The following is a 20,782-nucleotide window of genomic DNA, read 5'->3' on the forward strand; positions in this document are numbered from 1 at the left end:
TTGCGGATTTGATCGGTCTGGGCCGATCAGCTCAAACCGCCCGGCTCTCCGGCCTTCTGGCCGATATAATGCGCGCGCGGGCGGATGAGCTCACCCCGCTCGATCTGCTCGAGCGCATGGGCCAGCCAGCCCACGCAGCGCGCCATGGCGAAGATGAGGATCGGCGCCCGCTCCGGCAGGCCATGGGCCGCCGTCAGCGCCGCCATCGCAAAATCCACGTTGGGCTTCTCGCCTACGATCCGCTCTCCGGCCTCCCGTAGCGCCGCGAAGGCCGGCGGCAGCTCGAACGCCGCCATCAGCGCAGCGGCGCGGATGTCGCCATTCGGGTAAAGCCGGTGCCCGAAGGTCGGCAGCGGCCGGCCCTGCCCCAGCCAGTTGCGCACCGCCGCCTCGGCCCCATCCCGCTCGACCAGTTCCATCAGCGCCGCCACACCGGCCCAGGCGCCGCCATGCAGCGGGCCGGTAAGCGCTCCCAGCCCCGCCAGCGCCGCCGCCGACAGCGCCGATCCCGTCGAAATCGCCACGCGCGCCGCAAAGGCGGAAGCGTTGAGCTCGTGGTCGGCCAGCAGCACCATCGCCCGCCGGATGACATCGGCGGCCTCGGGCCGTCCCCAAGCTGCCGCCGCGCGCTCGTGCACCGACCCCTCCGAGCCTCCCGCGATCGCAGAAATCATCGTCGCCGCCACCGATTGCGCCTCGCGCCGCAGCACTTGCGGACCGCGCCCGAGCGAAGGCAGGTCGTGCGCCGCCCGTCGCCCCAGCGCCACGAAGGCGCGCTCCAGCGGCTCGCCATCGCCCGACGCCTCGCCCGCCAGCCGCACCGGCCCCGTCTGCCAGAGCAGCGCGGCAACGTCCTCAAGCGTCGCCGTCTCTGAAAGCCGCACGGCGTCCACGCCGCGATAGAACAAACGTCCGTGCTCGACCGTCGACAGCGTCGTCTTGAGGATCGGTTCGCCCCAGCGAATGGCATCGCTGGCGACGCTCTCGGCCCTGCGCCGTCCCGGCGACCGATCCGCCAGCCGCCGCACATCGTCGCCCGAATAGAGGCTGCGGCGCGGGTCGTCAGGGTCTTTCTTGGCCCGGATGCGGCCCCGGCTCACATTGGCATAGAGCGTCTGCAGCTGCGTGCCGAGTACGGCGAGAGCTTCTGCGGAAGTGAGCCAGTCGGCGGACAAGACATTGATCCTTTCGATCAAGATTGACGTCAATCTTAGCCACCCTACCTTCTCCTGCAAAGCCAAGGAGAAAACCGATGAAAAGTGGTTTGGAAGACGTCGTCGCCGCCGAAACGATCCTGTCCGACGTCGATGGCCTTGCCGGGCGCCTCATCATGCGCGGCGTCTCGCTCGATGATCTGGCCGGCACGTCCTACGAACAGCTGCTCTCGCTGCTCTGGGCCGGTTTCTTCGAGCTGCCGCAAGACCTTCCGGGCGCCCTCGCCCGCGCCCGCACCGAGGTCTTCGCCCACGTCGCCAGCGCCGACCCCAGCCTCGAGCCGGTCGACGCCATCCGCGCGCTGATGGCGCTGATCCCTGATGGCAACGATCTCGAAACCGCCCTGCGCCTCGTCGCCGCGCCGGCAGTCTTCACCCCGGCGGTCCTGCGGCTCAAATCCGGCCAGCAGCCCGTTGCGCCACGCCCGGGTCTCGGCCACGCCGCCGCTATCCTGCAGATGTTGACCGGCAAGACGCCCTCGCCCCAGCAGGCGGCAGCGCTCGATGCCTATCTCGTCACCGTGGCCGACCACGGCCTCAACGCCTCGACCTTCACCGCCCGCGTCGTCGCCTCTACCGGCGCCGGTCTCACCTCCGCTGTGCTGGCCGCCCTCGGCGCGCTCAAGGGCCCGCTCCACGGCGGTGCGCCGGGCCCGGTGCTGGATATGCTCGACTCCATCGGCACGCCCGCCAACGCCGAGCCCTGGCTCGACGCCGCCCTCACCCGCGGCGACCGTCTCATGGGCTTCGGCCACCGCATCTACCGGGTCCGCGACCCGCGCGCCGACGCTCTCAAGCTGGCCCTGCGTCCGCTGGTCGCCCCCGGCGAGGTGGACAAGGACCGCGTGGCATTGGCCGAAGCCGTCGAGGCGGCAGCCTTGGCCCTGCTCAAGCGCAAGAAACCCGACCGGCCGCTGGAAACCAATGTGGAATTCTACACCGCGCTCCTGCTCGAAGCCCTCGGCTTCCCCCGTTCGGCCTTCACCTGCGTCTTCACCATGGGCCGCACCGGCGGCTGGATCGCCCACGCAAAGGAGCAGGCCGCCACGGGAAGGCTGATCCGCCCGCAATCGCGATATGTAGGGCCGGCGCCGTTGCAGGCAGCCTAGGGCGCGCCAGTCGCTCATCGCTCTCACCTTACCACGACACTCTCCCCCACCGCCGGACTTCCCCGGCCGCAGAGCCGGGGCCTACGGATGACGCCACTCCTGGGGGACGGTGCAATAGGCCCCGGCCTTCGCCGGGGAAGTCCGGTGGTGGGGAGAGCGGTGATGGGGAAATCCGAGGGCGGAGCAAAGTCCGAAGATGGGGAATCCGAGAACGGGAGAAGTCCGATGGCAACACGCTGGAAAGACACACCGCCCTCCCTTCTCCCCTTGTGGGAGAAGGTGGCGCGATAGCGCCGGATGAGGGGGCGCGGTGCTTGAGGCCTCACCCACCCTTCGGGCACCCTCTCCCACCAGGTGAGAGCGCAACACGCCTCAACCCCAGCTATCCCCCCAGTCCACCTTCCGCGCCTCACGAAACGCCTCGGCGTTTCGCTTGAGCACATCCTGCCGCCGCAGCCCGTCCGGCGCGCACAGTTCAAACACGGCCGCGAACTTGTTCCGCTCCACCGGCTTGATGATCCGCGCCGGCGCCGCCTGCGCCATCACCTCGGGCCGCGCCACGATGAGATAACTGAACTTCTCGTCCTCATACCCCAGCGTGCCGCCCTTCATCCGCATATGGTCCTTGCTGCGCTGCAAACGCACCGAGAAGTGGCACCAGTCGCCCTCCGGCAAGGGACACTCATCCCCATGCGGGCAAGGCGCCACCATCCGCGCGCCATCGGCCAGCAGCGCCCGGCGCACGTCCATCAGCCGCGCATAGTCCCGAGGCCGCCCTGGTTCGATGATCGCCATCACGCCCGCGCAATGCCGCCACAGCCCCAGCGCAGCCTTGGAGACCTCGCTATCCGGCAACTCCGTCAGCGAATAGCTCGCTACGACCAGATCGAATTGTCGTTCCCTCAGCCCCGGCCGCAGCAACTCGGCGCGCAGGACTTCGGCCGGCAATTCGCCCTCTGCCAGCTCGCGCGCCAGATCGAGAAAGCCGCCGCCATGATCGAACATGGTCACGGCCTCGATCTCCGGCCATTGCTCGACCGCCGCCCAGCTCGCCGTCCCCGGCCCCGCGCCCGCATCCAGCAGCGAGCGCGGCTCGAACCCCTCGGCCCGCGTTGCCGCCTCGGTGAACACCCGTTCCACGGCAGCGTAGGTCGCAGGCATCCGGCTCATCGCATAAGCCAGCACATCGTCGCCCCCGCCGATATGGCCGGACGAGGCCTTGAACTCCCGATACTTTTCCGAGATCGCGCCCGATCGCTGCGCCAGCCCGGCGCGCGATTTGCCTTCGGCCAGCTCCGCCAGCCGCGCCCGCAATCTTTGAGGCAGACCTGAACTCATCCCAAGTTCCAAAGACACAAAAAAGCCGAGGGCAGCGCTAGGGCTGCCCTCGGCGAAAATCAATGCTTTTGCGTCACCGCATCAGGCGCCGGCCGGAATTTCTTCCTTCTTGCGCTCGGCGTAGATGTAGAGCGGGCGAGCGTCCTTGCCGTTCACCACTTCCTCGCTGATCACGACTTCTTCCACGCCTTCGAGCGAAGGCAGGTCGTACATCGTGTCGAGCAGGATCGCTTCCATGATCGAGCGCAGGCCACGGGCACCCGTCTTGCGTTCGATGGCATGCTTGGCAATCGCCTTGAGCGCGTCCTCGTGGAAGGTCAGTTCCACGTCTTCCATCGAGAACAGGCGCTGATACTGGCGCACCAGGGCGTTCTTCGGCTGGGTGAGGATTTCGATCAGGGCTGCTTCATCGAGGTCGTCGAGCGTCGCCAGGATCGGCAGGCGGCCGATGAATTCCGGGATGAGTCCGAACTTGACCAGGTCTTCCGGGGCCACGTCCTTGAGGAGGTCGCCGACGCGACGATCCTGCGGGTCCTTGACCACGGCGCCGAAGCCGATACCCGAGCCTTCGCCGCGCGCCGCGATGATCTTCTCGAGACCCGCAAAGGCGCCGCCGCAGACGAACAGGATGTTCGTCGTGTCCACCTGCAGGAATTCCTGCTGCGGATGCTTGCGGCCGCCCTGCGGCGGAACCGAAGCCACGGTGCCTTCCATGATCTTGAGCAGGGCCTGCTGCACGCCTTCACCCGAAACGTCGCGGGTTATGGACGGATTGTCGGACTTGCGGGAAATCTTGTCGACTTCGTCGATATAGACGATGCCGCGCTGCGCCTTCTCCACGTTGTAGTCGGCGGCCTGCAGGAGCTTCAGGATGATGTTCTCCACGTCCTCGCCGACATAGCCGGCTTCGGTGAGCGTGGTGGCATCGGCCATCGTGAACGGCACATCGAGGATGCGCGCCAGCGTCTGGGCCAGAAGCGTCTTGCCGGTACCGGTCGGACCGATCAGCAGGATGTTGGACTTGGAAAGCTCAACGTCCTGGTTCTTGGTCGCGTGGTGCAGGCGCTTGTAGTGGTTGTGGACAGCAACCGACAGCACGCGCTTGGCGCGGGCCTGGCCGATCACATAGTCATCCAGGATCTTGCAGATCTCCGCCGGAGTCGGGACGCCGTCGGCGGACTTAACCATCGACGTCTTGTTCTCTTCGCGGATGATGTCCATGCAGAGCTCGACGCACTCATCGCAGATGAATACGGTCGGGCCGGCGATCAGTTTACGAACCTCGTGCTGAGACTTGCCGCAGAACGAGCAGTACAGCGTGTTCTTCGAGGATTCGCCGTTCGTTGTCTCTTTGGACATCCTGTCACTCCCGGGGGCAGAGCGCCCCCAAAATCAGCGCTAGCGGTCAGGCTAGCGCATGGCGCTTAAACAAAATCTAAGCCAGACCGACCTTAAAGATCGATCCGGCCCTGCGCAATCACACCATTGTCACAGTCAACGGCTCTTGCGTATCGGCGTTAATGCCTGCGATCACGCCTGCTCCGGCACCGCGCGCTTCTCGAACACGCTGTCGATCAGGCCGAAGTCCTTGGCTTCTTCCGGGCTGAGGAAGCGGTCGCGCTCGAGAGCGTTCTCGACTTCTTCGTAAGTGCGGCCCGTATGCTTCTCATAGATTTGATTGAGACGGCGCTTGAGGCCTTCGACCTCGCGGGCGTGGATCAGGATATCGGTCACCTGGCCCTGGTAGCCGCCGGACGGCTGGTGGACCATGATGCGCGAATTGGGCAGCGAGGCGCGCATGCCGGCCTCACCGGCCTGGAGCAGGAGCGAACCCATCGAAGCCGCCTGACCGAGGCAGAGCGTCGCCACGGGCGGGCGGATGAACTGCATGGTGTCGTAGATGGAAAGACCAGCCGTCACCACGCCGCCGGGCGAGTTGATGTAGAGGCTGATTTCCTTCTTCGGGTTCTCGGACTCGAGGAAAAGGAGCTGAGCGGTGATCAGCGAAGCCATGTTGTCTTCGACGACGCCCGTCACGAAGATGATGCGTTCCTTGAGGAGCCGCGAATAGATGTCGAAGGCGCGTTCGCCGCGGTTGGTCTGCTCGACCACCATGGGAACGAGCGTATTCATATAGGTATCGACCGGATCTCTCATGGATGCCCTTCTGGTGCCTGGATAACGAATCAGCGCGATTTGGCTGATTGCAGGGGATGGCGCCTTAATGCGCGGTAAAGCGAGAGATAGGCAAGACTGGGGCGACCTTCAATAGAGCCGCTCTCCTCGACCACGCCGTTCCCGCTCGGAGGTTAATTCCGCGTTGCGGCGCCTACTCGGCGAACACCACCGTCACGCCCTTCTTGCGGAAATAGGACTGCATCAGCTTGCGGCCCTGGCGATTGTTCTGCGCGAGCTTGGACGGCTCGAACACCGCTTCCTTGGCTCCCTCGCGCGCCATCGCCGCCTTCAGGGCCGCGACGTGGACTTCGAGCTCGGCATTGTCGTTGCGCAGGGACGTGTAGATATTCTCCGTGGCCTCGGCCAGGGTCAGGTCGCTCATGGCGGCACTCCAGAATTGCTCTGGCTTTCCACTAACGACTTTTCCGGCAAGGGCAAGGCGCGGTTGCATTAGGCCGGCGACGATCTAATGTCCGAGCTAGCTTCAACCACCGGTTTCCGATGACTTCTGCACCCGACGCCATAGCCCCTGCCCGCCGCGCCTCCGCCAATCCCCGCGACCCGGTCTTCTACCAGAACCCCTACGCCTTCTACGACGGCATCCATGCCAGCTCGCCCACCTTCTTCTGGGACAATTACGGGCACTGGTGCTTCACCGGCTTCAAGGACGTGAACCTGCTGCTGCGCGACAAGCGCTTCGGCCGCGAGATCCTGCATGTGGCGACCCGCGAGGAACTTGGCTGGGCCGAGCGCAAGCCGCATGTGGCGGACTTCGACCTCGCCGAGAAATATTCGCTGCTCAACCTCGAGCCGCCCAGCCATACGCGCCTGCGCATGCTGGTGAACCGCGCCTTCGTCTCGCGCCAGGTCGAGCAGCTGCGCCCGCGCATCGCGGTTCTGGCCAACGAGCTCATCGACGGCTTCGAGAAGGATGGCCAGGTCGAGCTGATGCACGCTTACGCTGCGCCAATCCCGGCCATCATCATCTCCGAGATGATCGGCGTACCGACCGACATGGCCATGCAGCTCGTCGCCTGGTCCAACCGCATGGTGACCATGTACATGTTCGGCGTCACCGAGGAGACCGAGCGCGACGCCAACCAGGCCTCGGCCGATTTCATCGCCTATATCCGCACGCTGATCGCCGAGCGGCGCGTCAAGCCGGCCGAAGACCTCCTCACCCACATGATCACGGCCGAGCAGGACGGCCAGAAGCTGACCGACGACGAGATCGTCTCGACGGCGATCCTGCTGCTCAATGCCGGCCACGAGGCGACCGTGCATACGACCGGCAATGCCGTGAAGACGATCATCGAGAGCGGCGTCGACCGGAAGGCGATCTTCGCCAGCGACGAGCAGACGGCCGCGACGGTCGAGGAATGCTTACGGTTCGATGCGCCGCTCCACATGTTCACGCGCTATGCGCTTTCGAACATCGAGATGGAGAACGGCGTGTCGCTCAGGAAGGGCGACCAGATCGGCCTGATGCTCGGCGCCGCCAACCGCGACCCTGCCCGCTTCGCCAATGCCAACACGTTCGATCCGTTCCGCACCGACGGCCAGAACGTCAGCTTTGGCGCCGGCATCCACTTCTGCATCGGCGCGCCGCTGGCGCGGATTGAATTGCAGATCTCGCTCAAGACGCTGTTCGAACGGCTGCCGGGCCTGCGGCTGGCCAAGGCGCCGCAGTACAATAATGTGTACCACTTCCACGGGCTGGAGGAGTTGCAGGTGGCCTGGTGACGGGCCGCCGACTCGCGTTTCAGGCCGTTGCGGCGTTTTTTAGGTAGTTTTGCATCATCTAGTTAGCGAGATAATTCTCGTAACTCGTTGATTTAACATCATCTTACCTAAGAACGATGGCTGCAAATCGTTAAATTTTGACTCAATTTCGGGCAATGTTTTGCGATCTTTCGCGGGTTTTGCGGCGTTTTGGAGTGAATTTGGGGCATTGTTTTTGGGTGCTGGAAGAGGCGCTCGGCGCAGGGGGATGAGCGGGGTGAAGGTATTGTAGCGCTGCGGGCAGCGAGGGGAATAAGTCCCGCGGCCCGCGCGTAAGCGCCCAGAGCTAAACCAGCCCTTCCAGCACCTCAGGCAGAATCCCTGGCAAATCCTCGCTGATGAGGCCGGGCATGCCGAAGCGCTGGGCGGCGTCGCCGTGGATCCAGACGGCGGCGGCGGCAGCCTGCAGGCCGGGCATGCCCTGGGCCAGGAGGCCGCCGACGATGCCGGCGAGGACGTCGCCTGAGCCGGCAGTGCCAAGAATGGCCGGCGCATTGGAGTTGATGAAGGCGCGACCGTCCGGAGCGGCGATGACGGTATCCGAGCCCTTGAGAATGACGATGGCGCCGGAGCGGACAGCGGCGATGCGGGCGACGTCGACCTTGGAACCCTCGATCTCGCCGAAGAGGCGGGCGAACTCGCCGGTATGGGGCGTCATGACCACCGGACGGGACGGATCGAAGGCGATGAAGCGGAAGAGCTCTTCGGGAGCATCGGCAAAGCTGGTGAGGGCGTCGGCATCGAGCACGACGGCAGCGCCGCTCTGCATGATGATGGAGACATTCTCGATGGTCGCCTGCCCCACGCCAGCAGCCGGGCCGATAACGACCGAACGAGCCTTGGTCTGACCCAGCACCTGTTCGAGCGCCGACCATTGCGGTGCTTCCTTGAGCATGATCGAAGTCACGTGGTTGGCATGGACCATCAGGGCGTCACGGTGTCCCGCCAGGCTCACAAGGCCGGCGCCGGCGCGCAGGGCTGCCTCGGCGGCGAGGCGGGAAGCCCCAGTCTGCAACGGGCCGCCCGAAACGACGACGCAATGGCCGCGCGTATATTTGTGCCCGGCAGGATCGGTGTGCGGCAACTGCCAGTGCGCAGGTCCGTTTTCCCAGAGAGTTGCGGCGATCGGACCAAGAACGTCTTCCCTGATACCGATATCGGCCACGATAACCTCGCCGGCCTTTTCGCGGCCGGGCAGCAGGAGATGACCCGGCTTCTTGCGGAAGAAGGTGACGGTGAGCGTAGCCTCGATCGCGGCACCACGGACAGCGCCCGTGCCGCCATCGACGCCACTCGGCACGTCGACCGCCACCACGGTCTTGCGGGCCGCGTTGACGGCTTCGATTATGGTCTTGAGTTCGCCATCCACGTCGCGGTCCAGCCCGGCGCCCAGGAGGGCATCGATGACCATGTCGGCGTCACTGACCAGGTCCGGATTGAAGGCTTCTATGCGGCCGGTCCAAGCATCGGCATTGGCAGCGGCTTCGCGCTTGAGTTTGGTCCGGTCGCCATGCATCACGAGGTGCACGGGCCAGCCCTTTTCCTTGAGCTGGCGCGCGACGACGAAGCCGTCGCCTCCATTGTTGCCGGGACCACAGAGCACGAGGACCGGCATCTGGTAATAGCGCTCGAGAATGGCTTCGGTGACGGCCGTGCCGGCATTCTCCATGAGACGCGCATAGCTCACACCCGATTCCGCCGTCAGCCGGTCCGCCTCGGCCATTTCGGCCGGGTTCAGAAGCACATAATCGCCGATCTCGCCCATCTCACGCTCCGCAACTGCCCCCTGCTCCTTCTCCCACAAGCGTAGGGTGATGAAAAGCAGAAGGGCCGCCCCGAGGGGCGGCCCTTCAAACCTAGACCACTGAAATTCTTAGTGGTGATGCTCTTCCGGCACGTCGTACTCGTCGTCGGCCTGGATCAGCTTGCCGAGTTCCTCGCCCGACATCTTCTTGTCGGTCTGCTTGGCCTGCTCGGCGATGAAATCAACAACCTTGTTCTCGAAGATCGGGGCGCGCAGCGAAGCAAGCGCGGCCGGGTTCTTGCGGTAATAGTCGTAGACCTGCTGTTCCTGGCCGGGGAAGCGACGGACCTCGGCGATCAGGGCCTGCTGGTGCTCGTCATCGGTGACCTCGACCTTGTTCTCGTTGCCAATCTCGGCGACGACCAGGCCCAGGCGCACGCGGCGCTCGGCGATCTTGCGGTACTGTTCCTTGGCGGCTTCCTCGGTCGTGCCTTCGTCTTCGAAGGAACGGCCATGGTGCTCGACCTCATGGACGACACGCTGCCAGATGGTGTTGAACTCGGCTTCCACGAGCTGCTCGGGGACGTCGAACTTGTGGCCTTCATCGAGCGCATCGAGAATCTGGCGCTTGACGTGCTGGCGCGCCATGGAGGCGTTGGCCGCATCCATCTGCGACTTGATGGCTTCACGCAGGCCGTCAACGTTCTCGAGGCCGAGCTTCTTGGCGAACTCGTCATCGAGCTCACCCTGGCGCGGGCCATCGACATGGAGGATCGTCGTGGCGAACACGGCATCCTTGCCGGCGAGCGACTTCTGGCCGTAATCGGCCGGGAACGTGACTTTCACGTCCTTGGTCTCGCCCTTCTTCATGCCGACGAGCTGCTCTTCGAAGCCCGGGATGAACTCGCCCGAACCAACGGTCAGGTGAGCGTGGTCGGACGTGCCGCCGTCGAACGGCTTGCCGTCGATGGTGCCGACGAAGGACAGACCGAGATGGTCGCCCTGCTCGACAACGCCTTCGTCGCCCTTGTCTTCATAGCCCTTGTTCTGGGTGAAGAAGCGATTGAGCTCCTTGTCGACTTCGGCGTCGGCGATTTCGACGACCGGCTTGTCGACCTTGATGCCCTTGAAGTCCATCAGCTTGACGGCCGGCAGCACTTCGTAGCTGACGTCGAACGCGAGGTCGGCAGCGCCGTCGAGGACGCGGTTGAGCTCGGCCTGGTCTTCCGGCAGGTCAACCTTCGGCTGGGCGGCAGCGCGCTCGGAGCGCTCTTCGAGGGTCTGCGAGACGCCCGAATTGATGGCCTCTTCAAGCACTTCGGACATGGCCGAACGACCATAGACCTTCTTGATGTGCGAAGCCGGGACCTTGCCCGGACGGAAGCCCTTGATCACCGCCTTGCCCTGGAGATCTTCGATCTTGGCATCCAGGCGCGTCGCCAGGTCCGTGGCAGGAATCACAACGGCCAGCTTGCGCTTGAGGCCTTCGTTGAGGGTTTCTTTGACCTGCATTCGGTTCAATCCCGTATTCATTGTCGATGGCGGCCAGGGCTTGCCGGAGATGTCGGTGGTGCGGGTGAGAGGGCTCGAACCTCCACGCCTCGCGGCGCTGGAACCTAAATCCAGTGCGTCTACCAATTCCGCCACACCCGCAAACACGGTGCCCATGGCCCGGTTTGGGCGCACGCTCTATCCCATGTTTGGGGTTCAGTCAAAGCCTCATTCCTCCGACTTCCCCGACCTTCTGGGCCGATGGCGGCAATTTCGCGGGTCGCGAGTGAAATGATGGCGGTCGAGCCGCACTAGGGGGCGGCTCGGCCGAACTGTCATTGCGGGTGGTAATGCAGGGCCACGACGCCCGACGAGGTGGGCACGGCCTCGACCAGCTTGAGCTCCCTGCGCTGCTGCGGGCCGAACAGCAGGTTGCCGCCGCCAAGAATCACCGGGATGAGATTGACGAAAAGGTCATCGACGAGGCCCGCCGCGAGGCAGGAATTGACCAGCGTGGGGCTGCCGAAACCCATGATGTTCCCGCCGGGCTGCCGCTTGATCTCGCGCAGGCGCTCGGCGAAATCGGCGCCGAGCAGAATCGTCTCCGGCCAGTCGGCATCCGCCTGCGTCATCGTGGTCGAAACCGCGATCTTGGTGGATTGCGATATCCACCTGGCATGCTCCAGCTCGCCCGGCGTGCTGTCCGGGTCGTTCGGCACGCCCGGCCAGTAGCTCTGCATGAGCTTGTAGGTCACCCGCCCGAATATCGCCATGTCGGCATCGGCCGTCATCATTCGCGAGCGCTGGGCCAGCTCCTCGTCGTAGGTGATCCAGGACAGGTCCCCGCCCGGCACCGAGGCGTAGCCATCCAGGGAGAGTGCGATATGCATCTTGAGTCTGCGCATGTTTTCCGCCTTCGGGACGAGTGACACTGAAGCTATCGCTTAACTAACGAAGTGCCCGCCAATTGTAAAGCGATCACTTAACTTTTGGCACCTGCGCGCCACGACGCCTAAATTGAGCGCAGTCCGCAAAATCGGGACGCAGGGCAATGCACTATTCGCACGCATGTTGCTCAATCTTTGTGCAATTGGCTTATTTGGCTCTTGATCATCTGGATCAGCTGTCCAACCCAAGCAATTGTGACTGCATGCGTTTCTCTAGGCCTGGCACACTTGGCACGCCCCCTGCATACGTATGAGCGGCACCCGGCCGGGGGCCCTGAGTTTGCAAGACCGGACAAGTTCGACGATTGGCCCCAGGGCCTGCGTCGAGACGTCCTCTGGAGGCCGCAATGAAGAAAATCGAGGCGATCGTTAAGCCCTTCAAGCTCGACGAAGTCAAAGAGGCGCTGCAGGAAGTTGGCCTGCAAGGCATTACGGTAACCGAGGCCAAGGGTTTTGGCCGCCAGAAAGGCCATACCGAGCTCTATCGCGGTGCGGAATACGTCGTGGACTTCCTGCCCAAGGTAAAGGTCGAGGTCGTATGCCCCGACGACCTGGCGGAAAAGGCCATCGAAGCGATCCGCAACGCAGCCCAGACCGGCCGCATCGGCGACGGCAAGATCTTCGTCTACACGATCGAGCAGGCCATCCGTATCCGCACCGGCGAATTCGGCGACGACGCTCTCTGATCCCTCCCGGATAGAGCGAGCCGCCTACCCCCACAAACCACTGGTTCAGACTGAGGAAGAACTATGACCACTGGAAGCGACATCCTTAAGCGCATCAAGGAAGAGAACATCAAGTACGTCGACCTGCGCTTCACCGACCTGCGCGGCAAGCTGCAGCACGTCACCATGGACCAGTCGGTCGTGGACGAGGACATGTTCGAGGAAGGCGTCATGTTCGACGGCTCCTCCATCGCCGGCTGGAAGGCGATCAACGAGTCCGACATGGTGCTCATGCCCGATCCGAACTCGGCCTATGTCGACCCGTTCTTCGGCGCCCTGACCCTCGCCATCAACTGCGACATTCTCGAGCCCAACACCTACCAGCCCTACAACCGCGACCCGCGCTCGATGGCCAAGAAGGCCGAGGCCTACGTCAAGTCGGCCGGTATCGGCGACACGGTCGTGTTCGGCCCCGAGCCCGAATTCTTCATCTTCGACGACGTCCGCTATTCGAACACCACCTACAAGGTGGGTTTCGAGATCGACGCCAGCGAGCTGCCGACCAACAACGACGCCATCTACGAGACGGGCAATAACGGCCATCATATCGGCCTCAAGAAGGGTTATTTCCCTGTGCCGCCGCTGGATTCGGCCCAGGACATGCGCGGTGAGATGCTCGAAGCCATGGGCTCGATGGGCGTCATCATCGAAAAGCACCACCACGAAGTGGCTTCCGCCCAGCACGAGCTCGGCATTCGCTTCAAGCCGATGATCCAGTCGGCCGACGACGTGCTGATCTACAAGTATGTGATCCAGCAGGTCGCCAATGCCTACGGCAAGACCGCAACCTTCATGCCGAAGCCGGTCTACGGCGACAACGGCTCGGGCATGCACTGCCACATGTCGATCTGGAAAGACGGCAAGCCGCTCTTCGCCGGCGACCAGTATGCGGGCCTGTCGATGGACGCGCTCTATTACATCGGCGGCGTGATCAAGCACGCCAAGGCGATCAACGCCTTCACCAACCCGACCACCAACAGCTACAAGCGCCTGGTTCCGGGCTTCGAGGCTCCGGTGCTGCTGGCCTATTCGGCCCGTAACCGCTCGGCCTCCTGCCGTATCCCCTTCGGCCAGTCGCCGAAGTCCAAGCGCGTGGAAGTTCGCTTCCCCGATCCGCTGGCCAACCCCTACCTGGCGTTCACCGCCCTGCTGATGGCGGGCCTTGACGGCATCAAGAACAAGATCCACCCGGGCGATGCCATGGACAAGGATCTCTACGAGCTGCCCAAGGAAGAGCTCAAGGAAATCCCGACCGTCTCCGGTTCGCTGCGCGAAGCCCTGGACGAGCTCAACAAGAACCGCGACTTCCTCAAGGTCGGCGGCGTGATGGATGACGACTTCATCGACAGCTATATCGAGCTCAAGATGCAGGAGGTGATCAAGTTCGAGCACACCCCGCATCCGGTCGAGTACGAGATGTACTACTCCGCCTAAGCCATTGGCTTGGTTGCGAAAACGAAGGGCCCCGCGAGGGGCCCTTTTTTCGTCAGTGCGTCACCGATTTCGAGAGCAGGTTGACCACCAGCACTCCGGCGATGATGAGGCCGAGCCCGACAAAGGCCGGCAGGTCGAGCCGCTGGCCGTAGGCGATCCAGCCGATAGCGGAGACCAGCACGATGCCGATGCCCGACCAGATGGCGTAGGCGATACCGACCGGCATGGTGCGCAGCGTCAGCGACAGGAAGAAGAACGCGACGCCGTAGCCGATCAGGACGACGACGGACGGCAATAGCTGGGTAAAGCCGTCCGACGCCTTGAGCGCGCTCGTGGCGATGACTTCGGCGATGATCGCGACGGCGAGATAGAGATAGCTCTGCACTTTGGGCATCCTGCTTTGAGGGTGCCAAGCTATCTCACCGGCGCGAGCCCGCCGCAACGCCTCCGTTATTGCTCGTCCGCCACGGCCATCTCGGCGAAGAAGCCCTCGGCATCCTCGGTCTCACGCGCCCGCTTCCCCTCGATCAGCAGGAACCGCGTACCGACGGCCCGCACGAAGCTGCGGTCGTGCGACACGAGCACCGAGGTCGCCTCATGGGCGAGGATTTCCTCTTCCAGCCGCTCCTGCCCAGCGATGTCGACATGGTTGGTCGGTTCGTCCATGAGGTAGAAATTCGGCTCTTCGAGCCGCAGGCCCAGAAGACCCAGCCGGGCACGCTGTCCATAAGACAGCTCGGCAATGGATCGCCCCTGCTTCTCGATCGGGAACCCTGCCCCGGCCAGCAGCGCCTTGGTGCGCTGGTCGCCTACACCGAAGCGGCCGATATAGTCTGCCGGCGAGCCTTTGGCGGGGAGCTGCGACATGGCCTGATCGGTGTAGCCAAGCCGCACGGATGGACTGACCTTGATGCCGGGAACGCTGCCGGGCTCGTTGATGGCCCGCAGCAGCAGGCGCACGAGCTGCGTCTTGCCCGCCCCGTTCTTGCCGAGCAGCACCAGGCGGTCACCCTGGAAGAGGCGCAGCTTGGCAATTCTGAACAGCGGATCGCCGACAGGCGTGGTGACAGCAACGTCTTCCAGCGAAATCAGCACCTTGGCGTGGGTGCCGCTATTGGCCAGCCGGATATCGCCCGATCGCTCCCTGTGCAGGGACTGGATCGAGGTTTCGATCTTGTCGGCACGCTCACGCAGGTATTTGGACTTCTTGGTCAGCAGGTCGCTGCCCGAATTGATGCCGATATTGGTGAGCTTGGCCGCTTGCTTGCGCAGGCGAGCTGCCTCCTTGAGCTCACGCTCCTGCTGGGCCTCCGCAGCGATGTCGGCCTCGTCGAGCGCTTCTCGCGCGGCGCTGTAAGGCAGCACGAAATAGCGGGAGGTCTCGGGGCGCAGGAACAGCGTGCGGTTGGTGACAGCGTCGAGGAAGGCGCGATCGTGGCTGGCGATCACCACCGGGATGTTGCGGGCCGCGGAGTTTATCCAGGTTTCGAGTTGCAGCATCTTCTGCAGATCGAGGTGGTTGGTCGGCTCGTCGAGCAGCAGCGCATCGGGCTCCGACACCCAGACGCGGGCAATGAGCATGAGACGCTGCCAGCCACCGCTCAGGGCACGCACGGGGCGCGTCCGCATGGCCTCGGGCGCCTGGAACTCATCGAGGACGACATCGACACGCCAGGCCTCATCTTCGCGCTGCTCGGGCGTCAGTGCTCGAAGGACGGCTTCGTGGAAGGTGAGATCGAGGAGCGCCGGCGGCACGTCCTGCTCGACAAGTCCGACCTTCATGCCGCGCGAACGCACGATCTCGCCGGAAGTCGGTTCGGCAAGGCCCGCCATGCATTTGAGAAGGGAGGTCTTGCCGCGGCCATTGCCGGCAACGAGGCCGACGCGACCGCCCTCGGCGATGACGAAGTCGAGATTCTTGAAGAGCGGATCGGTGGCGATGATGCTGACGTTGCGGAGGCTGATCGAGCCCATTTTCTGTTCTTTCTGGTACGGCGCAAGGCGCCCTATTCCGGAGACGGCAAATCGCACGGGAGCGAATTGCCATTACGGGCAGACCAGATCGATCAGACGGGAATGTACGTCAGGAACCGCTTCGGTCAGCCCTGCTAGCAGATGTGCCGCAGGGCGAAGACGGGGCCACGCTGACGGTGGTGCCAAAAAAGCTGCACGTAGCCCTCCATGGGTTCGAGTTTCGCTACCGGAGGATTAGCAGAGGGAGGATCGGGGACGCAAGGGGCTGGGAGGGATGGAGAGCCCTACCCCACGGCACTCGACTGGGAACGCCACAGTTCGGATCGCGCTCGGAAATGGGACAGCCCCAAAAGAAAAGACCGGCGGGTTGGCCGCCGGTCTTTTGCCAAGGTTCTACTCTTCCGAGGCAGGAGCCTCACCGGCTTCGCCTTCGGCGTCACCATCATCATCGTCGTCGCCTTCAGGCTCGCTGATGCGTTCGACCGAGACGACGCGCTCGCCTTCGGCGGTATCGAGAACGATCACGCCCTGGCTGCCGCGGGAGACGATGCGGATGGGCTTGTCGCCGCTGACCGGGATGCGGATGGTCTGGCCGGCGTCGGTGATCAGCATGATCTGATCCTCGTCGAGCACCGGGAACGAAGCCACCAGCTCGCCATTGCGCTTGTTGACCGCCATGGCGACGATGCCTTTACCGCCGCGACCCGTGATCCGGTATTCGTGGCTGGAGGTCCGCTTGCCATAACCGTTCTCGGAAATGGTGAGGATGAACTGCTCGGCGGCGCTCATGGCGGCGTAGCGTTCCTGCGGCAGCTCGCCGGCCACTGCTTCCTCGGCGTCGTCCGCAGCATTCTCCTCGGTCTCGCCCTCGCCACGAACGGCCCTGCTCATCTTGAGATAGGCAGCGCGCTCATCCGGCGTGGCTTCGAAGTGATGGAGAATGGCCATGGAGATGACATGGTCGCCTTCAGCCAGCGCGATGCCGCGCACACCGGTCGAGTCGCGACCCTTGAAGACGCGGACTTCATCGACCTGGAAACGGATGGCCTGGCCCTGGGCGGTAGTCAGCAGCACGTCGTCATTGGCCGAGCAAGTGGCGACATCGACGATGCCGTCGCCTTCATCGAGCTTCATGGCGATCTTGCCGTTCTGGCGCACTTCCACGAAATCGGCCAGCGAGTTGCGGCGCACCGTGCCCCGTGTGGTCGAGAACATGATGTCCAGGTTCCGCCAGCTTTCCTCGTCCTCGGGCAGCGGCATGATCGAGGTGATGCGCTCGCCCTGCTCCAGCGGCAGGATATTGATGAGCGCCTTGCCACGAGCCTGCGGCGCCGCGAGCGGCAGACGCCAGACCTTCAGCTTGTAGACGATGCCGCGCGAGGTGAAGAACAGCACCGGCGTATGCGTGCTGGTGACGAAGAGGCTCGAAACGAAATCCTCGTCGCGCGTGGCCATACCGGAGCGGCCCTTGCCGCCGCGATGCTGCGCCCGGTACTGGTTGAGCGGCACGCGCTTGATGTAGCCGCCATGCGTGACGGTAACCACCATGTCTTCGCGCGCGATCAGATCCTCGTCGTCGAGATCGCCGAAGTTCTCCTCGATGACGGTCTTGCGGTCGGAACCGAACTGCTCGCGCACTTCCATGAGCTCGTCACGGATGATCTGGAGCACGCGTTCGCGCGAGCGTAGGATGTCGAGATATTCGGAAATATCCTTGCCGAGGCCGTCGAGCTCGTTGCCGATTTCATCGCGGCCGAGCGCGGTGAGGCGCGACAGGGTCAGCGCGAGGATGGCGCGGGCCTGCTCGTCGGAGAGCTTGAACGTACCGTCTTCCTCGATGCGGTGACGCGGATCGTCGATGAGCGCGATGAGCGGCGCCACGTCGCGGGCCGGCCAGTTGCGCTCCATCAGGCGCTCGCGGGCCGTCGCCGGATCGGGCGCGGCGCGGATGAGCGCAATGACTTCATCGACGTTGGCCACGGCAACGGCGAGGCCGACCAAGATGTGAGCGCGATCGCGGGCCTTGTTCAGCAGGAACTTGGCGCGACGGGTGACCACTTCCTCGCGGAAGGCGATGAACGCCGTCAGGATGCCCTGGACGGTCATCAGCTCGGGCTTGCCGCCGTTGAGCGCCACGAAGTTGCAGCCGAACGAGGATTGCAGCGGTGTATAGCGATAGAGCTGGTTGAGCACGACATCGGGCAGCGCATCGCGCTTGATCTCGATGACGACGCGCATGCCGTTGCGGTCGGATTCGTCGCGAAGGTCGGCGATGCCTTCGATGCGCTTGTCGCGTACCAGCTCGGCGATCTTCTCGATCATGAGCGCCTTGTTCACCTGATACGGGATCTCGGTGATGATGAGCGCTTCACGCTCCTTGCGCACTTCCTCGACCGCCACCTTGCCGCGCATGAGCACGGAACCGCGGCCGGTTTCATAGGCCTGGCGGATGCCCGAGCGGCCCAGGATCAGGCCGGCGGTCGGGAAATCGGGACCCGGCATGACTTCGAGGATGTCATCGACCGTGGCGTTCCCGTTTTCCATCATCAGCAGCGTGGCGTCGATGACTTCGCGCAGGTTGTGCGTCGGGATGTTGGTGGCCATGCCCACGGCGATGCCGCCGCCGCCATTGACCAGGAGATTGGGGAACCGCGCCGGCAGGACGACGGGCTCGCGCTCGGAAGCGTCGTAGTTGTCCTTGAAGTTGACGGTGTCCTTGTCGAGATCGTCCAGCAGGTAGCCGGTGACCTTCTCCATGCGCACTTCGGTGTAGCGCATGGCCGCCGGATCATCGCCGTCGACGGAGCCGAAATTGCCCTGCCCGTCGATGAGCAGCTGGCCCATCGAGAAATCCTGCGCCATGCGGACCAAGGCCATGTAGACCGACTGGTCGCCGTGCGGGTGATACTTACCGATAACGTCGCCGACGACGCGCGCCGACTTCCTGTAGGGCCGGTTCCACTCGTAACCCTGCTCGTTCATCGAGAAGAGAATACGCCGGTGCACGGGCTTGAGGCCGTCGCGCACATCGGGCAGCGCGCGGCTCACGATCACGCTCATGGCGTAATCGAGATAGGACTTGCGCATCTCCGCGGTGATGGAAACGAGAGCGATATCGGAAGGCGCTGCGGGAGCGCCGTTCTCGTTGTCGGGAATGTCTGTCACTGGGCTGATTCGATGTTTGGCAACATTGCCATGATATAGGCGATTCCTGCCCCAGACCCAAATCCGCCGCAGGAGTTGTTAACGGCCAAGCGGTTCAGACCGCCGCCGGGACGTCGAACGAGCTGCGGGCCGTCTCGATTGCCTGATAATTGGCATCGGCCCACTCGACCAGCACCGAGAACGGGCGGAGCACGGAGGTGCCGATTTCCGTCAATTGATACTCGACGGCAGGCGGCACCGTGGGGAAGACCTTGCGCGACACGAGGCCGTCGCGCTGCAATTCCTTGAGCGTCTGCGTCAGCATCTTCTGGGAGATGTCGGGAATGGCGCGGCGAATCTGGTTGAAGCGCAGCGGGCCCTCGGCTAGTTCAAGGACGATGAGCATGCTCCATTTGTCGCTGATTTTGTCGAGTATGCCGCGCACCGGGCACGCGCCCAGCGTGCCATCCAGTCCTGCCTTGCGAAACTGACTAACCACGGCCTCGAGCCGCCTCGGATCATCCGACATCTCAAACTCCTGGTTACCCGGCGGTGACCTTCCGGGCTGGAAGTGCCTTCTTTCGGCCTGCCTAAGCCATCGCTATATGCAAGGCAATCTCTTTTGGAGACCTGGTGTTCAACAGAGAGTGAAACGCCGTCAGTACATTGCTGGCGCGAATGGAGACTTTCATGGCTAATTTCGCAAATTCCACCCTGCTCGTTACCGGCGCCAGCGGCCATCTCGGCCGCCAGGCGGTGGAATCCCTCCTCGCACGCGGCGCCAAGCGTCTCGTCGCGATGACGCGCTCACCGGACAAGCTCAGGGACCTGGCGGCCAAGGGCGTCGAGGTCCGCGCCGGCAGCTTCGATGACCCGGCATCGCTCGACGCAGCCTTCAAGGGCATCGACCGCCTGCTGCTGATCAGCACGGATGCCGTCGGCGTACCGGGCGGCCGCAAGGCGCAGCACATCCGCGGCATCGATGCGGCTGAGCGCGCGGGCGTCGGCTACATCGCCTACACCAGCCTCACGGCGCCCTACCCCAGTGCCGACCCGGCCTCGGTAGTTCCGGACGACCATTTCTGGACCGAAGCACGCCTCGCAGCCGGCAAGGCCGATTGGTCCTCGCTGCGCAACAATCTCTATACGGAAGGCATCCTGCAATCAGCCGGCGCCGCCATTGCCAGCGGCAAGCTCTATCATGCCCAGGGCACGGCCGGCCGCGCGTCGGTAGCGCATGACGATGCGGCGGAAGCCGCTGCGGGCGCCCTGCTCCTCGGCGAAAGCAAGCGCATCTACGACGTCGGCGGCCCGGCAGCGGTCACCCAGGCGGAAGTGGCCGCAATCCTGAGCAGGCTGAGCGGGCGCAGCATCGAGGCGGTAGCGCTGAGTGGCGAAGATTTCCGCGCCGGCCTGCGCGCAGCAGGCGTGCCCGAGGCCTTTGTCGGCATCGCGGCGCAGTTCGATACCGACACCGCCCAGGGCTACCACGCCATCGTGACGGATGCCGTCGAGCAGCTGACCGGCCACAAGCCGCGCAGCGTCGAGGACGTGCTCGCGGCCAACGCTGCCAGGCTGGCAGCCTGACCGCCCTGCCGGGCCGCTGCCCACGACCTCCCGGCGGCCCGGCTAAAACCTATACGCAACATGCGTAAAACCCTTGCACCGCCGCTGGACGGCAGCGACGCGAGCCCGTACTAAA

At 64.1% G+C, this 20,782-nt stretch carries 17 protein-coding genes and 1 tRNA gene; 5 read left to right on the forward strand and 13 right to left on the reverse strand.

Features of this window, described 5'->3' with window-relative positions:
- Positions 1 to 26 precede the first annotated feature (26 nt).
- A complete protein-coding gene (locus JNE37_RS20065; RefSeq protein ID WP_203064570.1) occupies positions 27 to 1,175 on the reverse strand; it encodes a citrate synthase in 1,149 nt (382 codons plus the stop codon).
- 77 nt (positions 1,176 to 1,252) lie between these two features.
- On the opposite strand from JNE37_RS20065, the gene JNE37_RS20070 reads away from it, so the two are divergent.
- Positions 1,253 to 2,323, forward strand: a complete 1,071-nt coding sequence (locus JNE37_RS20070; protein ID WP_203064571.1) for a citrate synthase/methylcitrate synthase — start codon at positions 1,253 to 1,255, stop codon at positions 2,321 to 2,323.
- A gap of 372 nt (positions 2,324 to 2,695) precedes the next feature.
- On the opposite strand, the gene JNE37_RS20075 is transcribed toward JNE37_RS20070, so the two are convergent.
- The 4 genes from JNE37_RS20075 to JNE37_RS20090 form a co-directional block, all read right to left on the reverse strand.
- Positions 2,696 to 3,661: a small ribosomal subunit Rsm22 family protein gene (locus JNE37_RS20075; RefSeq protein ID WP_203064572.1), complete on the reverse strand. Its 966-nt coding sequence runs from the start codon at positions 3,659 to 3,661 to the stop codon at positions 2,696 to 2,698.
- Between the two features lie 81 nt (positions 3,662 to 3,742).
- On the reverse strand, positions 3,743 to 5,020 hold the full coding sequence (clpX, locus tag JNE37_RS20080; protein ID WP_035037618.1) for an ATP-dependent Clp protease ATP-binding subunit ClpX: 1,278 nt from the start codon (positions 5,018 to 5,020) through the stop codon (positions 3,743 to 3,745).
- 171 nt (positions 5,021 to 5,191) lie between these two features.
- Positions 5,192 to 5,818 (reverse strand): ATP-dependent Clp protease proteolytic subunit, encoded by a 627-nt coding sequence (locus tag JNE37_RS20085; RefSeq protein ID WP_035037615.1) that lies wholly within the window; start codon positions 5,816 to 5,818, stop codon positions 5,192 to 5,194.
- A 172-nt stretch (positions 5,819 to 5,990) separates the two neighbouring features.
- Positions 5,991 to 6,221, reverse strand: a complete 231-nt coding sequence (locus JNE37_RS20090) for a hypothetical protein (protein WP_203064573.1) — start codon at positions 6,219 to 6,221, stop codon at positions 5,991 to 5,993.
- Positions 6,222 to 6,340: 119 nt separating this feature from the next.
- Here JNE37_RS20090 and JNE37_RS20095 point away from each other — a divergent pair, with 119 nt between their 5' ends.
- On the forward strand, positions 6,341 to 7,582 hold the full coding sequence (locus JNE37_RS20095; protein WP_203064574.1) for a cytochrome P450: 1,242 nt from the start codon (positions 6,341 to 6,343) through the stop codon (positions 7,580 to 7,582).
- 325 nt (positions 7,583 to 7,907) lie between these two features.
- Here JNE37_RS20095 and JNE37_RS20100 read toward each other — a convergent pair whose 3' ends face one another.
- From JNE37_RS20100 to JNE37_RS20115, 4 genes are all read right to left on the reverse strand, one after another.
- Positions 7,908 to 9,386: an NAD(P)H-hydrate epimerase gene (locus JNE37_RS20100; RefSeq protein ID WP_203064575.1), complete on the reverse strand. Its 1,479-nt coding sequence runs from the start codon at positions 9,384 to 9,386 to the stop codon at positions 7,908 to 7,910.
- 108 nt (positions 9,387 to 9,494) lie between these two features.
- Positions 9,495 to 10,877 carry a trigger factor gene (gene tig / locus JNE37_RS20105; protein ID WP_203064576.1) on the reverse strand — a complete coding sequence of 461 codons (1,383 nt, stop codon included), beginning with the start codon at positions 10,875 to 10,877 and terminating at the stop codon, positions 9,495 to 9,497.
- A 56-nt stretch (positions 10,878 to 10,933) separates the two neighbouring features.
- A tRNA-Leu gene (locus JNE37_RS20110) sits at positions 10,934 to 11,018 on the reverse strand.
- Between the two features lie 173 nt (positions 11,019 to 11,191).
- Positions 11,192 to 11,761: a dihydrofolate reductase family protein gene (locus JNE37_RS20115; protein ID WP_203064577.1), complete on the reverse strand. Its 570-nt coding sequence runs from the start codon at positions 11,759 to 11,761 to the stop codon at positions 11,192 to 11,194.
- A gap of 389 nt (positions 11,762 to 12,150) precedes the next feature.
- Between JNE37_RS20115 and JNE37_RS20120 the strand changes: the two genes are divergently transcribed.
- Together JNE37_RS20120 and glnA are read left to right on the forward strand one after the other, a co-directional pair.
- Positions 12,151 to 12,489 (forward strand): P-II family nitrogen regulator, encoded by a 339-nt coding sequence (locus JNE37_RS20120; RefSeq protein ID WP_035037599.1) that lies wholly within the window; start codon positions 12,151 to 12,153, stop codon positions 12,487 to 12,489.
- Positions 12,490 to 12,552: 63 nt separating this feature from the next.
- A complete protein-coding gene (glnA, locus tag JNE37_RS20125) occupies positions 12,553 to 13,962 on the forward strand; it encodes a type I glutamate--ammonia ligase (protein WP_035037596.1) in 1,410 nt (469 codons plus the stop codon).
- Positions 13,963 to 14,014: 52 nt separating this feature from the next.
- Here the strand turns inward: glnA and JNE37_RS20130 are convergent, their stop codons facing one another.
- From JNE37_RS20130 to JNE37_RS20145, 4 genes are all read right to left on the reverse strand, one after another.
- A complete protein-coding gene (locus tag JNE37_RS20130; RefSeq protein WP_035094937.1) occupies positions 14,015 to 14,356 on the reverse strand; it encodes a DMT family transporter in 342 nt (113 codons plus the stop codon).
- 56 nt (positions 14,357 to 14,412) lie between these two features.
- A complete protein-coding gene (locus JNE37_RS20135; RefSeq protein WP_203064578.1) occupies positions 14,413 to 15,936 on the reverse strand; it encodes an ABC-F family ATP-binding cassette domain-containing protein in 1,524 nt (507 codons plus the stop codon).
- 393 nt (positions 15,937 to 16,329) lie between these two features.
- Complete coding sequence (gene gyrA, locus JNE37_RS20140; protein ID WP_203064579.1) at positions 16,330 to 19,101, reverse strand: DNA gyrase subunit A; 2,772 nt, start codon at positions 19,099 to 19,101, stop codon at positions 16,330 to 16,332.
- A 94-nt stretch (positions 19,102 to 19,195) separates the two neighbouring features.
- Positions 19,196 to 19,609 carry a winged helix-turn-helix transcriptional regulator gene (locus JNE37_RS20145; protein WP_203064580.1) on the reverse strand — a complete coding sequence of 138 codons (414 nt, stop codon included), beginning with the start codon at positions 19,607 to 19,609 and terminating at the stop codon, positions 19,196 to 19,198.
- Positions 19,610 to 19,770: 161 nt separating this feature from the next.
- Here JNE37_RS20145 and JNE37_RS20150 point away from each other — a divergent pair, with 161 nt between their 5' ends.
- On the forward strand, positions 19,771 to 20,667 hold the full coding sequence (locus JNE37_RS20150; protein WP_246513381.1) for an NAD(P)H-binding protein: 897 nt from the start codon (positions 19,771 to 19,773) through the stop codon (positions 20,665 to 20,667).
- The last annotated feature ends 115 nt before the right edge of the window (positions 20,668 to 20,782 follow it).

Origin of the sequence: Paradevosia shaoguanensis, assembly GCF_016801025.1 — a bacterium.
Lineage (GTDB): Bacteria > Pseudomonadota > Alphaproteobacteria > Rhizobiales > Devosiaceae > Paradevosia > Paradevosia shaoguanensis.